The organism is Amycolatopsis methanolica 239 (assembly GCF_000739085.1).
In the GTDB taxonomy this organism is placed as follows: Bacteria; Actinomycetota; Actinomycetes; order Mycobacteriales; family Pseudonocardiaceae; genus Amycolatopsis_E; species Amycolatopsis_E methanolica.
Window position 1 is genome coordinate 2,698,064 of the sequence record NZ_CP009110.1, and the last position, 20,316, is coordinate 2,718,379.

Below are 20,316 nucleotides of genomic sequence, written 5' to 3' on the forward strand. Positions count from 1 at the left end.
GATTTCACAGCGAACTGTCAGATTTCTCGTGGATCCTGGTCTTAGCTGGATCGAGTGATCTTCGAGGGGGAACCGGGGTGCTGCGCAAACGGGGAGTGACTGCTGCGCCCGCGCGCGGTCACCGGTGGCGCCCGGTCGCGTACACCGCCGTCGGGCTGGCGTCGCTGCTCGTGCTCGGCGGCACCGGCTTCGCCTGGACCCAGCTCTCCCGCCTGGATACCGGCCTGGCCACCGCGGACGTGATCGCGCCGTCCGCGCAGGTCCCGTCCGGACGGGCGAGCCTGTCGGTGGACCAGACCATCCTGCTGGTCGGCCTGGACTCGCGCACCGACGTCCAGGGCAACCCGCTGCCGCAGGACGTGCTCGACCAGTTGCACGCCGGGGACGCCGCGGACGGCGGCGACACCACCGACACGATGATCGTGGTGCACATCCCGGCGGGCGGCGGTTCCGCGTCGGCGATCTCGATCCCGCGCGACTCCTACGTCCAGATCGCCGGCGGCTTCGGCAAGCACAAGATCAACTCCGCGTACACCTACGGCAAGCAGGCGGCGCTGGACACGTTGCGCGAGCAGGGCCTGACCGGGGCCGCGCTGGAGCGCGCGGCGTCGGCGGCCGGGGCCAGGACCGCCATCGAGACGGTCGAGGACTTCACCGGACTGACGATCAACCACTACGCGGCGGTCAACCTGGCCGGGTTCTACGCGCTGAGCAACGCCGTCGGCGGGGTGCCGGTGTGCCTGAAGCAGGCGGTGCACGACAGCTACTCGGGTGCGGACTTCCCGGCGGGGAAGCAGACCCTGTCCGGGGCGCAGGCGCTGGCGTTCGTGCGGCAGCGGCACGGGCTCCCCGGCGGCGACCTGGACCGGATCGCGCGCCAGCAGGCGTTCCTGGCCGGGATGGCCCAGGTGGTGCTCGGCACCGGGACGCTCACCAACCCGGTCCGGCTGTCCGGGCTGATCGGCGCGGTGCAGCAGTCGGTGGTCATCGACCAGGGCTGGGACGTGCTGACCTTCGCCGAGCAGATGCACGGCCTGACCTCGGGGTCGATCACGTTCGCCACCATCCCGGTGCAGAGCCTGAGCCTGCAGACCCCCGACGACGGCGACGCGGTGAAGGTCGACTCGGTGCAGGTGCGGGACTTCATCACCGCCCTGCTGGGCGGCCCGGCCGCCGCGACGCGGGGCGGCAGCACCGCCACGACGCCGGCGAGCGCGGCGAAGCAGGCCGCGGAGACGGCAGGCGCGACCACGACCTCCCCGTCCACGATCGCGCCGGAAACGGCCAGCACGGACCTGTCCGGCTGCGTGAACTGACGTGACGCGCGACCCGCACATCCACGTCCAGCGGGGCGCCGCGCACGCCGGCTTCGCGCTCCGCGGCCTGGTCGCCTCGACGTTCGGCCTCGTCGCCGACGCGCCGGTGGAGGTCACCACCGGGTGCGGCGCCGCGTGCCCTACGCGATGACCTCCACCCGCCCGGAAAGCGTTACCTGCCTGGCCTGCCGCGAGCACGCCCGGCGGGAGCACCTGCGGCTCGCCGGCCAGGTCGAACTCCTCGGCCGGACGCCGGGCGCAGCGGTGTCCGCGGCGAACGCGGCACGCGCCGGGCGCGGGCTGCGAGACCTCGCGGAGCGCTACGCCGGATAGTCCGGACGGACGGGGCCGGCTGGGTGAGACATTCTCCAACCCTACTTCCGGCGGGTGTGAAGTTGTCGTGACGGGAAGCAGACTGCGCGTGTCCCCATCGGCAGCGAAGGAAGGCACCCATGAAGCGACCACCCCTCGTCCGGACGTTCGGCCTCACCGCGCTGGCCGTCGGCTCGGTTCTCGCCGCCACGGTGAACTCGGCCGGCGCCGCACCGGCCTCGCCGCTCCTCGGCGCGGTGCAACGGGACCTCGGGCTCACCGCCGAGCAGGCCGGCGCCCGGCTCGCCCAGGAGGCGGCGGCCGCGAACGTCGCCCCCGCCGCGGAGGCCGCGGCCGGTCCCGCGTTCGGCGGCGCCTGGTACGACGCCGCGTCCGGCAAGCTGGTCGTCGGCATCACCGACGCCGCCCGCGCCGGCGCCGTCGAGGCCACCGGCGCCGACACCGCGCTGGTCGCCCACACCGAGTCGGCGCTGGACGCGGCCAAGGCGAGCCTCGACACCCTCACCGCGCCGCGCGAGGTCACCGGCTGGTACGTCGACGAGCGGGCCAACCGTGTGGTGGTGACCGTCGTGCGCGGCGCGCGGGGCCCCGAGGTCCAGGGCTTCCTCGACCGGGCCCGCGCCGCCGGTCCCGTCCAGGTCGAGGAGACCACCGACGTGCCGCGGCTGTTCGCCGGGAACGTCGTCGGCGGCGACGCCTACTACATCAACGGATCCGCGCGCTGCTCCATCGGGTTCTCCGTGCAGGGCGGGTTCGTGTCGGCCGGCCACTGCGGCAGCGCGGGCGACTCGGTGAGCGCGCCGGACGGCTCGGCGATGGGCACGTTCCAGGGTTCTTCGTTCCCCGGTAACGACTACAGCTACGTCCGCACCACCTCGTCCTGGACGCCCACGCCCGTCGTGGACGGTTACGGCAACGGGAACGTGACGGTCACCGGGCACACCCCGGCCCCGGTCGGCTCGTCGGTGTGCCGCTCCGGTTCCACTACCGGCTGGCACTGCGGCACCATCCAGGCCACCAACCAGACCGTCAACTACGCCGAGGGTTCCGTCTCCGGCCTGACCAGGACCAGCGCGTGCGCCGAGCCGGGCGACTCCGGCGGTTCGTGGGTCAGCGGCAGCTAGGCGCAGGGCGTGACCTCCGGCGGGTCCGGCAACTGCAGCAGCGGCGGGACGACCTACTTCCAGCCCGTCAATGAGATCCTGTCCGCCTACGGGCTCACGCTCGTCACCGGCTGACCGGCACGACCCGCAGCCCCCGTCCGGCCGGGCGGGGGCTGCGTCGTGTCCGGGCTCAGGTGGTGGCCGGCGCCCAGGCGCGCTCGAGCGCCGCGGCGCGCGCCCGGCGCTTCAGGCCGGCGAGGCTGTGCTTGGCGGGGATCAGCAGCGCGGTCAGCCAGGTGCGCCGGTACTCCTCCAGCGCTAGTGCGACGGGGCGATGCATGACGCAATGCACCAGACCCGGCGTGCCGAGCCGGTGCCTTCCGGTGTGCTTGCTCTGCGTCATCGTTCCTCCGTGCGGGCGACCTTTCCCGCCGCGCACCGTACGCAACGAGAGGCCCGAAGCGTAGTAGCGCGGCGGCGTGTCACCGATCTCGTTCCGATCACAGACCGATCAGGGAGTAAGAACACCCGATCGTGGCGTCTGGTCTAATGCGAACCATGTTGCGGGTGGGGTTGTCCGGTGGGATCGGTGCGGGGAAGTCGACTGTCGCGGCGCGACTCGTGGAGCACGGCGCCGTGCACGTGGACGCCGACGCGATCGCCCGCGAGGTCGTGGAACCGGGCACCGAGGGGCTCGCGAAGGTCGTCGAAGCCTTCGGCGCGGACGTCCTGGGCGAGGACGGCCGGCTGAACCGCCCCGCCCTGGCCGCGAAGGCGTTCGCCGACGAGGATTCGCGCCGCCTGCTGAACGGGATCCTGCACCCGCTGATCGGCGCCCGCACCGCCGAGCGGATGGCCGAGGTGCCGCCGGACGGGATCGTGCTGCACGACGTGCCGCTGCTCGTCGAGGGCGGGTACGCGCCGAACTACCACCTCGTGGTGATCGTGGACGCCCCCGAGGAAACCCGGGTGCGGCGCCTGACCGAGCTGCGCGGGATGTCCGAGGCGGACGCCCGCGCCCGGATCAAGGCGCAGGCCAGTGACGAGCAGCGCCGCGCCGTGGCCGACGTGTGGCTGGACAACTCCGGCGCGGCGGAAGACGTGCTGTCCGAGGTGGACCGGCTGTGGCGCGAGCGGCTCGTGCCGTTCGAGGAGAACGTCCGGCTGCGCCGCCCGCGCCCGCCGATGCCGCCGAAGCTCGTGCCCTACGACGGGACGTGGCCGGCGCAGGCCGCCCGCGCGCTGGCCCGCCTGCGGCTGCTGACCGCGGGGCGCGCGTTGCGGGTGGACCACATCGGGTCCACGTCGGTGCCCGGGCTGCCCGCGAAGGACGTGCTCGACCTGCAGGTGACGGTCTCGACGCTCGCGCAGGCCGACGAGTTCGCCGATGTCCTGTCCGACGCGGGTTTCCTGCGCGCCGAGGGCGAGTGGTGGGACGACCCGCAGGGTGGCGGTGAGCGCTGGGAGAAGCGGTTCCACTACGGCGCCGACCCGGCGCGGCCGGTCAACGTGCACGTGCGCAGCACAGCCACCCCGGCGTGGCGGCTGGCGCTGCTGTTCGCCGCGTGGCTGCGGGCGAACCCGGACGAGCGTGAGGCGTACGCCGCGGTGAAGGCGTCGCTGGCGGAGACGCACGCGACCGACGCGAGCGTGGACGGTTACGCCGAGGCGAAGCAGAGCTGGGTCAACGAGGGCTTCCGGCGGGCCGAGCAGTGGGCGGAGCGCACCGGCTGGTCCGCCTGACGCCTGGCGTCAGCGGTGTGACAGCGCGGTGTCAGACCCGGTGGCGAGGGTGATCACCACGAACCGCACACCGGATGAGGAGCCCCCGATGCACACCTTCGCCACCCCGTCGCCCATCACCGCCGCCCTGATCACCGCGGGCGCCCGGGTCCGCGCCGCGGCGAGCGAGCGGCCGGACACGGTGGTCGGGGTCGAGCCGCTCGACCCGGCGAACGCCTCGGACGTGACGGTGGCGGAGCGGACCGAGGTCGCCTTCGCCCGCGGCGAGCTGTCGGTCAAGACGCGGAAGCCGGGCGGCCGGACCGGTTCGGTCGCCATCACGATCGAGCTGCCCGCCGGATCCCGGTTCGTGCTGCACAGCACCTGGACGGACGTGCGGGCCGAGGGCCGGTTCGGCGACTGCGAGCTGAACCTGGGTTCCGGCACGTCCAGCTCGACCACATCGCCGCGCTGCGCGGGAACCTCGCGGCAGGCGCGGTCGCGATCGGGCACGTCGCCGGGCCGGCCGACGTGGACGGTGGCGCGGCCGGGCCGAGGATAGGCGAGGTCGACGGCGTCGTCCGGTACCAGGGCTCGACCGGCCGGGTGTGGATCGGCCACGCCCGGTCCGGCGTGGACCTCGGTAGCGCGCGGGGCAGCTTCGACATCGACCGCGCCGACGCCGGTGTCATCGCGAAGGCGGGCGACTGTCCCATCCGGATCGGCCGGATGACCCGCGGACAGGCCGAGCTCGCGAACGCCTCGGGCGGCATCGAGGTCGGCATCAGCGAGGGCGCCGCCGCGTCGGTGGACGCGAAGAGCACGAAGGGGGGTGCGCAGCTCGCTGTCCGCGCAGGACGCCGAGGGCCCCGGCGAGCGGATCAGCGCGCGCGCCCGCACCCGCCTGGACGACATCGTCATCCACCGGGTGGCCGCGTGAGCGGAGGCCCGCGCCGCGGCGCGCGCCCCTGCCGGTGAGCAGTGCCGCCGGTGTGGCTGCTTGTCCAGAACCCGCGCCCGCGCGGCAGTCCGGGACCCACGGCGGGTGCTGGGGCGGAATCGCACCGTCGGCGCGGGCCCGCCGCCACTCGCTGGCCGCGTCACCCGCACCGCCGGGCAGCACTCCCCGCCCCAGCACCCCGCTCCCGGCCAGGACCTAGTCCAGCTCGATGAGCCCCCGCCGCAGCGCGAGCGCCACCGCGGCGGCGCGGTCGTTCACACCGCGCTTCGCGTAGGCGTGCAGCAGGTGCGTCTTCACCGTGGCCTCGCTGATGAACAGCTTCGCGGCCGCGTCCTCGTTCGTGCCGCCGCGCGCGACGAGCGTCAGCACCTCGATCTCGCGCTGGCTCAGCTCCTCCCGGGCCGGCGCGCGCACCTGCCCCATCAGCCGCGTCGCCACGGCGGGGGAGAGCACCGCTCGCCCCGCGCCGCCGCCCGCACCGCCCGGAACAGCTCCTCCCGCGGCGCGTCCGTGAGCAGGTAACCCGTCGCGCCGGCCTCGATCGCGGGCAGCATGTCCGAGTCGGTGTCGTAGGTGGTCAGCACGAGCACCCGCGCGGGATTGCCGCGCCGGGCCAGCTCGCCGATCGCGTGCACCCCGTCGGTGCCCGGCATCCGCAGGTCCATCAGCACGACGTCGGGCCGCGCGCGTTCGGCGAGCGCCACCACCGCGCGGCCGCCCCGGCCTCCAGGCTCACGGCGGCGGCCGCCCAGCACATCGCGAACATGCCGGCCACGTAGTAGGACCGCCCGCCCGTCACGAGGAACACCGCGGTGAGCCCGGCCGTGGCCGCCCCGAGGAACCGGTACGCGCGCAGCTCCGGCGCCCGCAGCAGCCGCCACACCCCGTACACCAGCAGGACCGCGCCCACCACGATCCCTGCGCCGGCCAGCATCCCGGGCAGGAACAGCAGGCGCCCGCCATAGACGTCCGCGGCGATCGCGGCGTTCATCGCCAGCTGCGGCCAGCCGTGCGCGGCCTGCCAGACCACCGTCGGCGCCGCGCCGGCCGCGGCGATTCCCGCGCCTGCCCACAGCAGCGGCCGCCGCAGCAGCCCGCGCGGCCCGAACACCAGCACGCCGATCCCCGCCACCAGCCGGACCGCCAGGACCAGGAACTTCACGTTGACCGCCACCGCGGTCACCACCCCGGCCCACACCAGCAGCCCGTCGGCGCGGGGGCGCACCCACCGGACCAGCAGCCAGCACAGCACCGTCCACAGCAGCGGGTCGAACGTGGAGGGCGCCAGGTGGCCGGTGCCGAGGAGCTGCCCGCTGATCGCGAACGCCCCGGCTCCCTGGCGATCAGCGCGGCGGCGACCACCCCGGCGGCGGTCGCCAGCGTCGCGGGCAACCGGAACACCAAGCGACCCGGGCGCCAGCGCGTCCATCAGGTGCGCCAGCACGGGGAGTGCCGGCGGCTGGTCGGCATACCCCCAAGCCAGATGCCGACCAGCCGCCAGGAAATACAGCTCGTCGCCGGGTAGCCGTAGCGGCCGCTCGTGACGAGCAACAGCAGCCCGACGGCCCCCGCCATGGCGAGCACGGGAATGCGAGCGAGCTTCGCAACTCTGACGCCGCCCGGGGTCGTTCGGTTGCCCACGAAAGTCAACTTCTTCACTCCCACCGGAAGAAGCGGACCGCCAGACCACCGCAGACCAGGGCGAACACGATCATCATCGCCACCAGCTGCAGCGGCTCCGGCGCGCCGCCGGTCCAGCACGCGCGCAGCGCGTTGAGCACCGCGCCCAGCGGCAGCACGTCGGCCAGCTCCCGCAGCACCCCCGGCAGGTTCTCCTTCGGCACCCACACCCCGCCGAGCGCGAGCATCGGGAAGAACAGCGCGGTCCCGGCCCCGCCCGCGGTCCGGCCGGTCGGCGCGAGCGCGGCGACCAGCAGCCCGGCGGCGAACAGCGCCGTGGTGCCCAGGACGAGCGCGAGCAGGAAGCCGCCCGGGTTCGCGGGCAGCGCCAGGCCGAGCGCGACGTGCCCGCCGACGACGATCAGCAGCACGACCACGAGCGCGGCGGCCAGGTTGACCAGCAGTTGCGCGGTGAGCAGGCGGGACGGCGGCACGGGGCTCGCCGCGAGCCGCCGCAGCACCCCGCGTTCCCGGTGGGTCGCCATGGCGCCGGGGAACAGCGTCAGCGCCAGCATCCCGATCAGGATCGCCACCGCGAGCGGCGCGATGAACCCGGACAGCGGCGGCTGGCCGCCGAACTCCTCGCCCGGCTGGTTCGCGTCCGGCAGCAGCCCGAACACCAGCAGCAGCGCGATCGGCACGCCGAGGACCGTGACCGGCGCCCCCGGGTCGCGCGGGAACAGTTTCGCCTCGACGGCGGAGAGCCTGGTGAGCACCAGTGGTCCCCCTGTCCGATCCGGCGGCCGGTGAGCGCGACGAACGCGTCGTCCACCCCGGCCTGTTCCACCCGCAGCCCGCCGACGAGGATCCCGCGCCGCGCGAGGACGGACGTGACGGCGTGCAGCACGTTGCCCACGCCGCTGACCTCGACCTGCCCGCCACGCCGCGTCACGGTCCGCACCTCGGGCAGGCCGGTGAACAGCTCGTCCGGCACCGGCTCCGACGGGCGGAACCGGATCACCTGCTCGTCGGCGACGCGCGCGACGAGCCCGGCCGGCGTGCCGACGGCGACGACGCGGCCGGCGTCGATCACCGCGATCCGGTCGCAAAGCCGTTCGGCCTCCGCCATGAAGTGGGTGACCAGCAGGATCGTGACCCCGCGGTCGCGGATGCCCTCGATGACCTCCCAGGTGTCCCGGCGGGCCCGCGGGTCCAGCCCGGTGGTGAGCTCGTCGAGCACCTTCCGGTAGGCCGTGCCGCGCCGCCCGGAGAGCCCCAGCTGATCGAGCAGGACGTCTGGATCGGCCGGGTTCCGGTAGAACGACGCGTACAACTCCAGCGCCTCGCCGACCCGGAGCTTGTCCGGCAGCCTGCTCTCCTGCAGCTGCACGCCCAGCCGCTGGCGCAGTTCCGCGGTGTCGCGCCACGGGTCGAGCCCGAGCACCGTCGCGGCGCCGCCGTCCGGGCACCGCAGTCCTTCCAGGCACTCGACCGTCGTGGTCTTGCCCGCGCCGTTGGGCCCGAGGATCCCGGAGATCTCGCCCTGTCCGACCGTGAACGACACGTCCTCCACGGCGGGTTTCCCGCCGTAGTGCTTCCTGAGCTTCCGCACCTCGATGACCGGCATCGTGTCGCCCCCTTTCCTCCGCCGGACCAGCATGCGGGGGAGGGGGCGGGCGCTGGATCGACTCCGCGGCGGGACTTCGGTCAGCCGCCCGGTGACCAGGCATCAACCGATCGGTGGATGCTCAGCGGCGGCGCCAGGTCAGCTCGATGTCGTGGGTGGCCAGCCAGCGGTCCACGCGGTAGCCGTGCGCGGCCAGGCCGTCCACCGCGTGGTAGGCGATCTCCAGCGCGCGCCGCGCGTGGCCCGCGGTGAGCAGCCCGGCGCCGGCCGCGGCGAGCAGCTCGTCGATGTCGACCACGTCGACCCGCTCGCCCTCGCGCACCACGAGGTCCAGGTACCAGTCGGTGGTGCGCCAGGTGGCGCCGTCGCGCTCGACCGAGACGACGTCGAGGTAGAAGTCCTGGTCGCGTTCGTGACCGGGGCGGAACCAGAAGTCGGTCAGCCGCAGGCCGAGCGCGGGCAGCAACCAGGATTCGAGGTAGTGGAACTGTGCGCGGCCGGGGGTGGGCCGGGCGAGGTAGAGCCCGAACGGCTCGACCCGGTACTCCTCGACCGCGCGGGCGATGCCCTTGGGGTCGGTGTTGGTCCGGTTCGCGACGTCGAAGGTCTCGATCTTCGGGGGGTGGATCGTCCCGGCGTGCGCGGTCATACCTCCCATTCTGCTGGTTTACATAAGTTTGGGAACTGTCACGACGGTAGGGTGATCACGTGGCGGACGAGGCAGACGCGGTCGAAGGAGTGGCGCGGGTGGCCGCCGTGCTCGCGGAGCGGGCCGCCGAGCTCACCGGCGAACTGGTGCAGTTGTACGCGCGCGAGCTGCCGAACCTGGTCAACGACGACGAGAGCGTCGTCAGCCTGCTAGCGGCGAGCGTCTACCAGAACGTGGACACCGCGTTGCGGATCTTCCAGCACGGCATCGACCCGCGCCGGGTGGAGGCGCCCGCCGCCGCGATGGAGTACGCGCGCCGCCTCGCCCAGCGCGGCACCCCGGTGGTCGACCTGATCCGCGCCTATTACCTCGGCCAGACCACGCTCCTCGATTATGCCCTTCGCGAGGCGGTCAAACTCGAGTCCGATCCGGAGCTGCTCGGCGGCATGATGGGGCACGCGCTGACCGGCGCGTTCGCCTTCATCGACCGCGTGACGCAGCAGGTGGTGTCGGCCTACCAGGAGGAACGCGACCGCTGGCTGGTGAACCGCAGCGCGGTCCGGGCCGCCAGGGTGCGCACCCTGCTGGACGGCGGCGCCACCGACACCAGCGAGACCAGCCTCGGTTACCGGCTGCGCGGCACGCACCTGGCGATGATCGTGTGGCAGGCCCCGGTCCCGGGCGCCGGGCACGTGCTCGGCGGGCTGGAAGCGGTCGCCGCCGAGCTCGCCGCGGGCATGCCGAGCACGGGCGCGCCGCTGTTCGTGCCGAACGACGAGGTCTGCGCGTGGGTGTGGTTCCCGCTGGAGCGGCCCGCGATGCCGGACGAGGAGCGCGTCCGGAAGGTGCTGGAGAAGGCCGATCCGGGCATCCGGCTCGCGCTCGGCGACCCGGGGGAGGGGCTGGACGGGTTCCGGCGCAGCCACCGGCAGGCGCAGCGGGTCCACAACCTGGCCTTCGCCGCGGGCGAGCACTGCGACCGGGTCCTGACGTTCCGCGAGGTCGGGGCGATGGCCCTGATGGCCGGCGACATAGCGGCCGCGCGCGGCTGGGTCGCGGACACGCTGCGGGACCTCGCCACCGACGACGAGCAGCACGCCCGGCTGCGCGAGACGCTGCGGGTGTTCCTCGCCGCGGGCGGCAGCTACACCGCGGCGGCCACCCAGCTGACGATGCACAAGAACTCGGTGCAGTACCGGGTGCGCAAGGCGGAGGAGATGCTGGGCCGCCCGGTGTCGGAGAACCGCCTGGACGTCGAGCTCGCGCTGCGGCTGTGCCACCGGCTCGGCGCGGCCGTGCTGACCGCGCCCTAGCTCCGGCGCCGCTCCACCCGCTTGCGCCGCAGCCTGCTCGAGGAATGGGCGACCGCCGGCCCGGTCCTTGGAACCCCGCGGCCCGACCAACCTCATCCGGACGACACACCGAACGGTGCGCCGGTTTGTCTCTTTCGGGTGTTTCATCGAGCCCGCGGCAGGCCGCGGTCCAGCGCTTTCGTCCTTCAGGACCAGTCCTGACCCCCAGGATTGGGCCGAGGGCACGAAGATTCCACGATTATTCCGGTTTACGCTTCGCCCATGGGGAACGTTGTCCGCGCCGAGCCGACCGGAGTGATGGCCCTCGTGCGCCTGCGCCGGGGCGCCGCGGGTGAGCGCGACCGGGTCTGCCACCTCGTCCCGATCCCCGACACCGGCCCCATCCCGGCGGTCCTGATCGCGCGCTGCGGCGCGCCGATCGCCTGCGGGAGCGCCGAGCTGCTGGAGCGGATCTGCGGCATGCCGTGCGAGTCGTGCCTGGCCCGCGCCGCCCGCGACCGCCGTCTGGCCTGCTAGAACGCCGCCTCGCTGAAAACTGTCGGTGGGTCGGCCTACCCTGGTTCCCGTGGCTTTCGCAACCGAACACCCCGTGCTCGCCCAGTCCGAGTTCCGGCCCGTCTCCGAGATCCCGCGCGCGGGCGGCCGGTTCGAGGTCGTCAGCGAGTACCAGCCCGCCGGTGACCAGCCGGCGGCCATCGACGAGCTCGCCAGGCGGCTCGAGCGGGGCGAGAAGGACGTCGTGCTGCTGGGCGCCACCGGCACCGGCAAGTCGGCGACCACGGCCTGGCTGATCGAGCGGGTGCAGCGGCCCACGCTGGTCATGGCGCCCAACAAGACCCTGGCCGCGCAGCTGGCCAACGAGCTGCGCGAACTGTTCCCGCACAACGCGGTCGAGTACTTCGTCAGCTACTACGATTATTACCAGCCGGAAGCCTACGTCCCACAGACCGACACCTACATCGAGAAGGACTCGTCGATCAACGACGACGTCGAGCGGCTCCGCCACTCGGCGACGATGAACCTGCTGTCCCGGCGGGACGTCATCGTGGTCGCCTCGGTGTCCTGCATCTACGGCCTCGGCACGCCGCAGTCCTACCTCGACCGGTCCTCCAAGCTGGAGGTCGGCATGGAGGTCGAGCGCGACACGTTCCTGCGCGCGCTGGTCGACGTCCAGTACACCCGCAACGACCTGGCGTTCTCGCGCGGCACGTTCCGGGTGCGCGGCGACACGGTGGAGATCATCCCGGCGTACGAGGAGCTGGCCGTGCGGGTCGAGTTCTTCGGCGACGAGGTGGACAAGCTGTACTACCTGCACCCGCTCACCGGCGAGATCGTGCGCGAGGTCGACGAGGTGCGGATCTTCCCGGCCACCCACTACGTGGCAGGGCCGGAGCGCATGGAGAAGGCGATCCGCGGCATCGAGGCGGAGCTGGCCGAGCAGCTGGAGCGCCTGGAGAAGCAGGGCAAGCTGCTGGAGGCGCAGCGGCTGCGCATGCGCACCAGCTACGACATCGAGATGATGCGGCAGGTCGGGTTCTGCTCGGGCATCGAGAACTACTCGCGGCACATCGACGACCGCCCCGCCGGGTCGGCGCCTGCCACCCTGATCGACTACTTCCCGGAGGACTTCCTCCTGGTCATCGACGAGTCGCACGTGACGGTGCCGCAGATCGGCGGCATGTACGAGGGTGACGCGTCGCGCAAGCGGACCCTGGTCGAGCACGGGTTCCGGCTGCCCAGCGCGCTGGACAACCGGCCGCTGACGTGGGAGGAGTTCACCGACCGGATCGGCCAGACGGTGTACCTGTCGGCGACGCCGGGGCCGTACGAGCTGGGCCAGACCGGCGGCGAGTTCGTCGAGCAGGTCATCCGCCCGACCGGCCTGATCGACCCGGAGGTCGTGGTCAAGCCCACCGAGGGCCAGATCGACGACCTGGTGCACGAGATCCGGTTGCGCGCCGAGCGGGACGAGCGGGTCCTGGTGACCACGCTGACCAAGAAGATGGCCGAGGACCTCACCGACTACCTGCTGGAGCTGGGCATCCGGGTGCGGTACCTGCACTCCGAGGTGGACACGCTGCGGCGCGTGGAGCTGCTGCGGCAGCTGCGGTCGGGCGACTTCGACGTGCTGGTCGGCATCAACTTGCTGCGGGAGGGCCTGGACCTGCCCGAGGTGTCGCTGGTGGCGATCCTCGACGCGGACAAGGAGGGTTTCCTGCGCAGCGGCACGTCGCTGATCCAGACGATCGGCCGCGCGGCGCGCAACGTCTCCGGCGAGGTCCACATGTACGCGGACAAGATCACCGACTCGATGCGGTACGCGATCGACGAGACCAACCGCCGCCGCGAGAAGCAGATGGCGTACAACAAGGAGCGGGGCATCGACCCGCAGCCGCTGCGCAAGAAGATCGCGGACATCCTGGACCGCGTCTACAGCGAGGCGGAGGACTCCGAGCAGGCGGTGCAGGTCGGCGGTTCCGGCCGCAACGCCTCGCGCGGCAAGAAGCCCGAGCAGGGCGGCCGCAGCTCCGGGGTGCTGGTGGACCGCGACGTCGCCGGCATGCCGCGTGCCGAGCTGGCCGACCTGATCCAGCAGATGACGGACCAGATGATGCAGGCGGCGCGCGACCTGCAGTTCGAACTGGCGGCCCGCCTCCGCGACGAGATCGCCGAGCTGAAGAAGGAGCTGCGGGGCATGGACGCCGCCGGCGTGAAGTGACTCTCTGTCTGGCCGATATCGGGGTGCCGCGACCGGCACCGGGGCGCGGAGGGCCGGCGGCCCGTGTGGCCGCAGGGAGGGCTGGGCATCGGGGGTGCTTGTGCCCGGCACCCCCGGATGGAAGGAGCGGCCGTTGACCCGCGACGAGGTGATCGCCTGGTGCCTGGCGCAGCCGGGCGCCGTGGAGACCTATCCGTTCGGTGAGCACGTGCTCGTCGTGAAGGTCACCGGCAAGGCGTTCGCCTACATCGGCTTCGCGGAGAACTCGATCGCCCTCCGGTGCGGCGTCACCGCCGAGGAGGCCGCCGCCGTGCGGGCGCGCCACCCGGACGCCATGCGACCCATGGGCTACCAGTCCCGCCACGGCTGGAACACGATCACCCTGGACAGTTCAATCCCCGACGCCGAACTCCAGGAGCTGCTGGCCGCGTCCTACGACCACGCGCGCTCCTGAACGAGCCGCGCGCACGTCACTGCTCGCCTCGGCTCACGCTGGAACTCGCCGTCCGCGCCGGATCGCCGCCGCTCGCCGCGCCGCCGCTTGTCGCCTGCGTGGCGGCCGCTCGCCGCTCGCGCGGCCGTCGGCGCAGCGCGGCGGTCAGCCGTTGGCCTGGCACGCGCAGCAACCCTTACCCAGCACCCACGGGCACCATCCGAGCCCACAGCACCGCGCGCCGAACGCCACAGCCACCGCGCCGAACGCACAGCGCCGCGCCGACCGCCGCAGCACCCAGCGGGCCACCCTCACTCGGCTTCCGGCGCCGGCTCCAGCATCCCGAAGATGTTCCCCTCCGTGTCCACGCAGTACGCGAGCCACCCGATCCCCGGGATCGGGCTCCGCGGCACCGCCACCTGGCCGCCCGCCTGCTCGACCCGTCGCACGGTCGCATCGAGGTCGTCCACCTCGACGGTCAGCGGGAAAGCGTTCACCGGCGCGTCCTCGGCGGGCGCGGGGCCCTGGCGCGGCACCAGCCCGCCGTCGATGCCCGGTCCGTCGCCGGTGCTGATCAGCCAGTACGGGTTGCTGCCCCACCGCTCGAACGTCCACCCGAAGACCGTCGCGTAGAAGGTGACGGCTCGTTCCGGGTCGCTCGCGTGGATCTCGAAGTGCACCGGACGCGGCATGGCGGCCTCCGAGAGGCGGTGGGCGGGGAACCGAGAATGCTACCCGCCGAGCGTGGTCCGCACGTACTCCTCGATCGCCGCCAGCGAGGACGGCGCCGACCACACCCGCTCGACGTGCGCGTCGTCCCCGGCGCGCTGCTCGCCGATCCGCTCGTCGAACGGCCGGTGGATCTGCGCCTTCGTGTGCCGGAACGCGTCCGACGGCACCGAAGCCAGCCTGCTCGCCATCTCGATCGCCCTCGGCAGCACCTCCTCCGGCGCGGCCAGCTCGTCCACCAGCCCGCGGGCAAGCGCTTCGCCGCCCGCGTAGGTCTCGCCGAGGAACGTCAGGCCGGGCAGCCGCTCCGTCCCGTACGCGCAGCGCAGGATCTCCAGCGCCACCAACGGGAACGGCACCCCGACGAGCAGTTCGGTGACGCCGAACCGGCCCTGCCGCTCGTTCAGGATCCGCCGGTCGCACGCCGCCGCCAGCACTGCCCCGCCGGCGATCGCGTGCCCGGTCACCGCCGCGACGACCGGGCCGGGGAACCCGAACACGGCCAGGAACGCGTCCGACAGCGCGGGCAGGAACTCCCGGAGGTAACCGGCCCGGCCCGCGGCGACCCGCTTGAGGTCGACGCCGGCGGAGAACATCCCGTCCCGCCCGGTCAGCACCACGCCCTTCGCGCCGCCGAGCTCGGCCTCCTCCAGCCGTGCCACCAGCTCCCGGCACAGCTCGGTGTCCATCGCGTTCGCCTTGCCGTGGGCCAGTTTCAGCACGGCGATGTCGCCGGCCTTGTCCACCTCGATCGTCGTCATGGGCCCACCGTAGGGCACGTCAGCTGGTGATGTCCTTGGTCGCGAAGCGCCGCGCGGCCAGCAGCGTGAACACGGTCGCGTAGATCACCGCGGACAGCGTGCCGGCGGCCATGTTCGTCCAGTCGATGTCGGTGGCGATCAGGTCCATCCAGCCGTACGAGTAGTGCGTGGGCAGGTAGTTGCGCAGCGTGCCCAGCGCGGTGATCTGGTCGAGGATCTGCGACAGGATCGCCGCCAGCACCGCCCCGCCGACCGCGCCCAGCGGCGCGTCGGTGAGCACCGACAGCAACAGCGCCAGCCCGGCCACCCACGCCAGCTGGATCACTACGTACACCGTGGACAGCCCGATCGCGATCAGACTCTGCCCGAACGGGATCGCGTCCCCGGTTGGGCTGACCGCGTCCCCGGCGCCGTAGAAGATCAGTCCCGCCACCAGGGCCACCAGCGGTAGCAGCACCAGCGCCACCACCGACAGCAACCCGGACGCGATCGCCTTCTGCCGCAGCAGCCGGTGCCGCGGCACCGGCATCGCCAGCAGGTACTTCAGGCTGGACCAGGACGCCTCGCTCGCGATCGTGTCCCCGAAGAACAACGCGACGATCGTGGGCAGCAGGAACGTCCCGGACACGAACAGCGCCAGCACGACGAAGTTCGGCGCGCTCGCCGTCGCCAGGTCGACGAACCCGCCGGAGCGCCGGTTCGGGCTGGACTCGCCGATCTCGAACGCCACCACCAGGATGAACGGCAGCAGCACGACGAACCCGAGCACCAGCTGGGTGCGCCGCCGCCGCAGCTGGCGCCGCAGTTCGACGCCCAGCCGCAGCGTCCGCCGCGCCCGGTAGCCCTCGACCGCGCCGTCCGCGCCCACCCCGGAGTGGGTGTGCTCGGCGGCGTCGGTCAGCTCGTCCAGTGCCGCGGGATCGGTGTGGACCCCGTTCTCGCTCATGACGTTTCCTCTCCCACGAGCTGGAGGAACGCGTCCTCCAGCCGTCGCCGCGGCCCGGCCTGCTCGACCGCGACCCCGGCCCGGACCAGCGCCGCGACCGCCTCGGCGCGCGGCATGCCGTCCAGGTCGGCGTGCACGAGGGTCCCCTCGACGTCCACACCGGACACCCCGGGCACCCCGCGCAGGGCGTCGGCCGCCGCGTCGGGCCGGTCGACCCGGAAGGTGGCCTCGCCGCCGGTGGCCACGATGTCGCCGACCTCGCCCGCGGCGACCAGCCGGCCGCGGTGCATCACCACGACGTGCGTGCAGGTCTGCTCGACTTCGGCCAGCAGGTGGCTGGAGACCACCACGGTCCGGCCGGTCGCGGCGTACCGCTGCAGCACCTCGCGCATCTGGTGGATCTGCGGCGGGTCGAGCCCGTTGGTCGGTTCGTCGAGCACGAGCAGCTCCGGCAGCCCGAGCATGGCCTGCGCGATCGCCAGCCGCTGCCGCATGCCCTGGCTGTAGGTGCGGACCTTGCGGTGCACGGCGTTGCCCAGCCCGGCGATCTCCAGCGCCTGCTCCAGGTGCGCCTGCTCGATCGGGCGGCCGGTCGCGTCCCAGTACAGGCGCAGGTTCGCCGTGCCGGACAGGTGCGGCAGGAACCCGGAGCCCTCGACGAACGAGCCGATCCGCGACAGCACCGGCGCGCCCGGCGTGATCCGGTGGCCGAACACCCTGATCTCCCCGGCGGTGGGGGTGATCAGGCCCATCAGCATGCGCAGCGTCGTGGTCTTGCCGGCGCCGTTGGGCCCGAGCAGGCCCAGCACCTGGCCCGGTTCGACGCGGAAGGACAGGTCCTTCACCGCGGTGAGCCCGCCCGGGTAGGCCTTGGTCAGCCCGTCGATCACCAGCGGCACCCCGGCCAGGTCCGGATCGGCCTGGTGCGACCGCCGCCTGCGCACCGCGGCCAGCGCGGCGACCGCCGCGGCGAGCGCGAGCGTGACGGCGATGCCGACGAGCGTGCCGACCGGCCACCCGCCGCCGACGGCCTTGCCCGGCACGACCGGCACCGCGACGGCCGGGTCGGCGAGCGAGACCCGGTACGCGGCCGGGGTCACCGGGGTGGCGTACGCCTGGTCGGTCGTCGTGACCACGAGCTGCAGGGCGTGCCCGGCCTCAACCGGCCGCACCACCCCGGGCAGCGTCACGGTCACCTCGGCGGTGCCGGACGCCGGGATCGCGACCCGCACCGGGGCGATCTGGTTCGCCGGTAGCGTGCGGGTGCCGTCCGGGTTGAGGTCGTAGAGCTTGACGAACAGCACCGCCTCGCCGGTGCCGGACACCCGGAGCCGGACCGTCGACGAGCCGGTGATCAGCAGCTGCGAGTCGACGGGCGCGGTGGTGAACCGCGCGGACTGGCCGGGCGGGTCGACGCTGAACAGCCCCGACAGCCGCGACGATCCGCTGACCAGCGCGTTCAGGCCGGGGATCCCGCTGACCGCGGCGGGCGTGCCGCCGGGCGGGTTGACGATCGTCTGTTCGTCGCCCGTGAGCTGCAGCGTCCGCCGCTGCGCCTGCGCCGGGTACTCGCCCGCGTCGACGGTGCGCACCGACGGCGAACCCGACGCGCGCAACGAGCCCTGCACGTCGTAGGAGAACCCGCTGAACGGGTTGCCGCCCTCGCCGGTGAGCTGGAACCACAACCAGTCGCCGAGCTTCGCGCGCAGCTGCGGGCCCGGCCGGCCGCCGTCGTGCCCGCCGGTGAACCAGACCTGTTGCACCGTCCCGCCCGCCGCGGTGATCTGGCGCGCGGTGGCGTCGGACTGGTCGAGCCCGAACAGCGTGTCGGCCTCGCCCTGCACCAGCAGGGTCGGCGCGGTGATGTGCCCGGTGACCGCGGCGGGGGACAGGCGCTGCAGCAGGGCCGCGACCTGCGGGCTCACCTTGCCGGTCGTGGCCAGGTCGGCGTAGGCCCGGCAGATCTCGGCGGTGAAGCGGCCGCACGTCGTCCCGCCGAGCTGTTGCGGCGGCTGCTGGGGGAGCGGCGCGGCGGCGGCCGAGCCGCCACCGCCCGCGGTACCGGCGCTCTGCGTGTCGTCGTCGGTCTCCTGGCCCGGCTCGGGCGCCTCCGCGCCCAGCCCGCCCGCGCCCGAGGGCGAGGTGCCGGCGGAGAAGAGCAGCCCGGCCCACGACTTCTTGAACACCCCGTCCGGGGAGAACGCGCCCGCCGCCGGGGTGCCTGCCGCGGGCGCCGTCGCCGCAGCCGCGTTCGGCGTGAGCCCCTGGGCCAGGTCGTTGTAGGTGATCACCGGCGTGATCGCGTCGACCCGCGTGTCCCGTCCGGCCAGCTGCAGCGCCAGCGCGCCGCCGTAGGAGGCGCCCAGCACGCCGACCCGCGGGTCGCCGGGGCCGTCCAGGCGGACCTCCGGGCGGGTGGCGAGCCAGTCGACCAGCCGGGCGGCGTCCGCGACCTCGAAGTCCGGGTCGTTCAGCCCGATCTCACCGGTGCTGCGGCCGAAGCCGCGCGCCGAGTAGGTGAGCACCACGAACCCGCGCCGGGCCAGCTCCTGCGCATCGCCCGCGACGCTGTTCTTGTCCCCGCCGAACCCGTGCGGCAGCAGCACCGCCGGGGCGGGCGTGCGCTCCGGCAGGTAGAGCGTGGTGTCCAGGGTGACCTTCGCGGCGGAGCCGGGCGCGGCGGGCACGTCGAGGAAGGCGTCCTGCGTCGGCACCGCTGCGGGCTCGCTCGACGAGCGGGTCCAGACGAGCACGACGGCCGCCACCAGCAGGACGACGACCCCGAGGGTCACCATCCGGGAACGGCGCGTGTGCGGGAGCGGGATTCGGGGCACACCGAAACCGTATGGGAGCTTTCCTGAGAACGCGTCAGCGCGGGGCCTGATCTTGAAAATCCGGGTGATGAGGGTTACCTAAGGTGGTGTTCGTCCGGTTGATCAGGAAAGATGGATACGACGTGGAGGGGAGTATTCCTTCGCGGCGGTGTCGTCAGCACGGCGGTCCTTCGGGGCGCCCGGCACCGCCGGCCGGATCCACCGGCGGAAGAGACCTCCGGCTAGCTGCTGCTGCGCGCTAACCGGAGGTATTGCGTAGATGAATGTCCCCGTGTGGCTGTGGGCCGCCACTGTCGTAGGCCTGCTCGTGCTGATCGCGATCGATCTCGTGATCGTCGACCGGAAGCCGCATGAAGTCACCACCAAGGAAGCGGCCAAGTGGGTCGTCTTCTACGTCACCTGCGCGGTGCTGTTCGGCATCGGCGTGTGGGTCCTCGCCGGGCACGACTACGGCGTCCAGTTCTTCACCGGGTACATCACCGAGTACTCGCTCTCGGTGGACAACCTGTTCATCTTCATGATCATCATGGCCTCGTTCCGGGTGCCCGCGATCCACCAGCACCGCGTGCTGCTGATCGGCATCCTGCTCGCGCTGGCCATGCGCAGCGTGTTCATCGCGGTGGGCGCGGCCCTGATCGCCCAGTTCGTGTGGGTGTTCTTCCTGTTCGGCGCGGTCCTCGTGTGGACGGCCATCAGCATGCTGCGCGGCAACGACCACGAGGACGAGTACCACGAGAACGCGGTCGTGCGGTGGATCCGCAAGGTCTACCCGGTCACCGACGACTTCCACGGCCACAAGATGACGATCAAGCGGGACGGCAAGCGCTGGCTGACCCCGATGTTCGTGGTGATCGTGGCCATCGGCAGCGCCGACCTGCTCTTCGCGGTCGACTCGATCCCGGCGATCTTCGGCATCACCCAGGAAGCCTTCCTGGTGTTCACCGCCAACGCGTTCGCGCTGATGGGGCTGCGGCAGCTGTACTTCCTGCTCGGCGGACTGGTGAACAAGCTGGTCTATCTGTCCTACGGCCTGGCGGTCATCCTCGCCTTCATCGGCGCGAAGCTGATCCTGCACGCGCTGCACGAGTACCACGCGGTGCCGGTCTGGCTGGACATCAACAACTGGGTCTCGCTGGGCGTGATCGTGGTCGTCCTGACCGCCACCACCGTCCTCAGCCTGGCCAAGGCCAAGCGGGACGAGAAGAAGTCGGGGTCAGAGGCTCTTAGCGAGGCTAACGAAATCCGGTAGG

The 20,316-nt window shown here is 72.8% G+C and carries 18 protein-coding genes and 4 pseudogenes; 11 read left to right on the top strand and 11 right to left on the bottom strand.

All coding sequences use genetic code 11. The features are described 5' to 3' along the window. The first annotated feature begins 95 nt into the window (after window positions 1–95). From AMETH_RS12975 to AMETH_RS12985, 4 genes and pseudogenes are all read left to right on the top strand, one after another. The gene (locus tag AMETH_RS12975; protein WP_017981914.1) at window positions 96–1,316 is read left to right on the top strand and encodes an LCP family protein; all 1,221 of its coding nucleotides are present in this window, start codon (window positions 96–98) and stop codon (window positions 1,314–1,316) included. Between the two features lies 1 nt (window position 1,317). After that, window positions 1,318–1,467 carry a hypothetical protein gene (locus tag AMETH_RS40065; protein WP_223843139.1) on the top strand — a complete coding sequence of 50 codons (150 nt, stop codon included), beginning with the start codon at window positions 1,318–1,320 and terminating at the stop codon, window positions 1,465–1,467. After that, window positions 1,440–1,649: a hypothetical protein gene (locus tag AMETH_RS40070; RefSeq protein WP_223843140.1), complete on the top strand. Its 210-nt coding sequence runs from the start codon at window positions 1,440–1,442 to the stop codon at window positions 1,647–1,649. The genes AMETH_RS40065 and AMETH_RS40070 overlap by 28 nt, the downstream gene beginning before the upstream one ends. A gap of 119 nt (window positions 1,650–1,768) precedes the next feature. After that, window positions 1,769–2,887 (top strand): annotated as a pseudogene (locus AMETH_RS12985) (S1 family peptidase). A gap of 55 nt (window positions 2,888–2,942) precedes the next feature. Here the strand turns inward: AMETH_RS12985 and AMETH_RS12990 are convergent. Continuing rightward, a complete protein-coding gene (locus AMETH_RS12990) occupies window positions 2,943–3,155 on the bottom strand; it encodes a hypothetical protein (protein ID WP_017981917.1) in 213 nt (70 codons plus the stop codon). A gap of 155 nt (window positions 3,156–3,310) precedes the next feature. Between AMETH_RS12990 and coaE the strand changes: the two genes are divergently transcribed. Together coaE and AMETH_RS42050 are read left to right on the top strand one after the other, a co-directional pair. Beyond that, window positions 3,311–4,495, top strand: a complete 1,185-nt coding sequence (gene coaE, locus AMETH_RS12995) for a dephospho-CoA kinase (RefSeq protein WP_026153062.1) — start codon at window positions 3,311–3,313, stop codon at window positions 4,493–4,495. A gap of 88 nt (window positions 4,496–4,583) precedes the next feature. Next, window positions 4,584–5,036, top strand: coding sequence for a hypothetical protein (locus AMETH_RS42050; protein WP_323806949.1), 453 nt, complete (start codon window positions 4,584–4,586; stop codon window positions 5,034–5,036). A gap of 594 nt (window positions 5,037–5,630) precedes the next feature. On the opposite strand, the pseudogene AMETH_RS39165 reads toward AMETH_RS42050, so the two are convergent. The 6 genes and pseudogenes from AMETH_RS39165 to AMETH_RS13025 all read right to left on the bottom strand — a co-directional run. After that, window positions 5,631–6,241: pseudogene (locus AMETH_RS39165) on the bottom strand (response regulator); the annotation flags it as partial. A 275-nt stretch (window positions 6,242–6,516) separates the two neighbouring features. Further along, window positions 6,517–6,864, bottom strand: a pseudogene (locus AMETH_RS42535) (glycosyl transferase, family 39); the annotation flags it as partial. Beyond that, on the bottom strand, window positions 6,864–7,100 hold the full coding sequence (locus AMETH_RS38705; protein WP_167345520.1) for a hypothetical protein: 237 nt from the start codon (window positions 7,098–7,100) through the stop codon (window positions 6,864–6,866). The gene AMETH_RS38705 and the pseudogene AMETH_RS42535, both read right to left, overlap by 1 nt. Further along, window positions 7,091–7,756 (bottom strand): ABC transporter permease, encoded by a 666-nt coding sequence (locus tag AMETH_RS13015; RefSeq protein WP_017981921.1) that lies wholly within the window; start codon window positions 7,754–7,756, stop codon window positions 7,091–7,093. Before AMETH_RS13015 ends, AMETH_RS38705 begins: the two co-directional genes overlap by 10 nt. Before the next feature lie 89 nt (window positions 7,757–7,845). After that, window positions 7,846–8,682, bottom strand: a pseudogene (locus tag AMETH_RS13020) (ABC transporter ATP-binding protein); the annotation flags it as partial. Between the two features lie 121 nt (window positions 8,683–8,803). Beyond that, the gene (locus tag AMETH_RS13025; protein WP_017981923.1) at window positions 8,804–9,331 is read right to left on the bottom strand and encodes a ribonuclease FAU-1 family protein; all 528 of its coding nucleotides are present in this window, start codon (window positions 9,329–9,331) and stop codon (window positions 8,804–8,806) included. A 59-nt stretch (window positions 9,332–9,390) separates the two neighbouring features. Here AMETH_RS13025 and AMETH_RS13030 point away from each other — a divergent pair, with 59 nt between their 5' ends. The 4 genes from AMETH_RS13030 to AMETH_RS13045 all read left to right on the top strand — a co-directional run bounded on the left by AMETH_RS13030 (window position 9,391) and on the right by AMETH_RS13045 (window position 13,817). Next, a complete protein-coding gene (locus tag AMETH_RS13030; protein ID WP_017981924.1) occupies window positions 9,391–10,644 on the top strand; it encodes a PucR family transcriptional regulator in 1,254 nt (417 codons plus the stop codon). Window positions 10,645–10,905: 261 nt separating this feature from the next. After that, entirely contained in the window at window positions 10,906–11,160 is a 255-nt protein-coding gene (locus tag AMETH_RS13035; protein ID WP_017981925.1) for a hypothetical protein, read from the top strand. A gap of 49 nt (window positions 11,161–11,209) precedes the next feature. Beyond that, a complete protein-coding gene (uvrB, locus tag AMETH_RS13040; RefSeq protein ID WP_026153064.1) occupies window positions 11,210–13,363 on the top strand; it encodes an excinuclease ABC subunit UvrB in 2,154 nt (717 codons plus the stop codon). Between the two features lie 133 nt (window positions 13,364–13,496). Further along, entirely contained in the window at window positions 13,497–13,817 is a 321-nt protein-coding gene (locus AMETH_RS13045) for an MmcQ/YjbR family DNA-binding protein (RefSeq protein WP_017981927.1), read from the top strand. A gap of 290 nt (window positions 13,818–14,107) precedes the next feature. On the opposite strand, the gene AMETH_RS13050 is transcribed toward AMETH_RS13045, so the two are convergent. From AMETH_RS13050 to AMETH_RS13065, 4 genes are read right to left on the bottom strand one after another with little or no spacing between them, the layout of a single operon-like run. Next, entirely contained in the window at window positions 14,108–14,488 is a 381-nt protein-coding gene (locus AMETH_RS13050) for a VOC family protein (RefSeq protein WP_017981928.1), read from the bottom strand. A 39-nt stretch (window positions 14,489–14,527) separates the two neighbouring features. Next, the gene (locus AMETH_RS13055) at window positions 14,528–15,286 is read right to left on the bottom strand and encodes an enoyl-CoA hydratase/isomerase family protein (RefSeq protein WP_017981929.1); all 759 of its coding nucleotides are present in this window, start codon (window positions 15,284–15,286) and stop codon (window positions 14,528–14,530) included. A 19-nt stretch (window positions 15,287–15,305) separates the two neighbouring features. Next, the gene (locus tag AMETH_RS13060) at window positions 15,306–16,232 is read right to left on the bottom strand and encodes an ABC transporter permease (protein ID WP_017981930.1); all 927 of its coding nucleotides are present in this window, start codon (window positions 16,230–16,232) and stop codon (window positions 15,306–15,308) included. Then, on the bottom strand, window positions 16,229–19,027 hold the full coding sequence (locus AMETH_RS13065) for an alpha/beta fold hydrolase (RefSeq protein WP_017981931.1): 2,799 nt from the start codon (window positions 19,025–19,027) through the stop codon (window positions 16,229–16,231). Before AMETH_RS13065 ends, AMETH_RS13060 begins: the two co-directional genes overlap by 4 nt. 298 nt (window positions 19,028–19,325) lie before the next feature. On the opposite strand from AMETH_RS13065, the gene AMETH_RS13070 reads away from it, so the two are divergent. After that, window positions 19,326–20,315 (top strand): TerC family protein, encoded by a 990-nt coding sequence (locus AMETH_RS13070; RefSeq protein WP_038532090.1) that lies wholly within the window; start codon window positions 19,326–19,328, stop codon window positions 20,313–20,315. Window position 20,316: the final 1 nt, after the last annotated feature.

Coding starts and splice junctions, on each gene's coding strand:
- AMETH_RS13035 (WP_017981925.1), top strand. CDS start 10,906: ATGGGGAACGTTGTCCGCGCCGAGCCGACCGGAGTGATGGCCCTCGTG.
- AMETH_RS13055 (WP_017981929.1), bottom strand. CDS start 15,286: ATGACGACGATCGAGGTGGACAAGGCCGGCGACATCGCCGTGCTGAAA.
- AMETH_RS13060 (WP_017981930.1), bottom strand. CDS start 16,232: ATGAGCGAGAACGGGGTCCACACCGATCCCGCGGCACTGGACGAGCTG.
- AMETH_RS42050 (WP_323806949.1), top strand. CDS start 4,584: ATGCACACCTTCGCCACCCCGTCGCCCATCACCGCCGCCCTGATCACC.
- coaE (WP_026153062.1), top strand. CDS start 3,311: ATGTTGCGGGTGGGGTTGTCCGGTGGGATCGGTGCGGGGAAGTCGACT.
- AMETH_RS12990 (WP_017981917.1), bottom strand. CDS start 3,155: ATGACGCAGAGCAAGCACACCGGAAGGCACCGGCTCGGCACGCCGGGT.
- AMETH_RS13050 (WP_017981928.1), bottom strand. CDS start 14,488: ATGCCGCGTCCGGTGCACTTCGAGATCCACGCGAGCGACCCGGAACGA.
- AMETH_RS13065 (WP_017981931.1), bottom strand. CDS start 19,027: ATGGTGACCCTCGGGGTCGTCGTCCTGCTGGTGGCGGCCGTCGTGCTC.
- AMETH_RS13070 (WP_038532090.1), top strand. CDS start 19,326: ATGAATGTCCCCGTGTGGCTGTGGGCCGCCACTGTCGTAGGCCTGCTC.
- AMETH_RS13025 (WP_017981923.1), bottom strand. CDS start 9,331: ATGACCGCGCACGCCGGGACGATCCACCCCCCGAAGATCGAGACCTTC.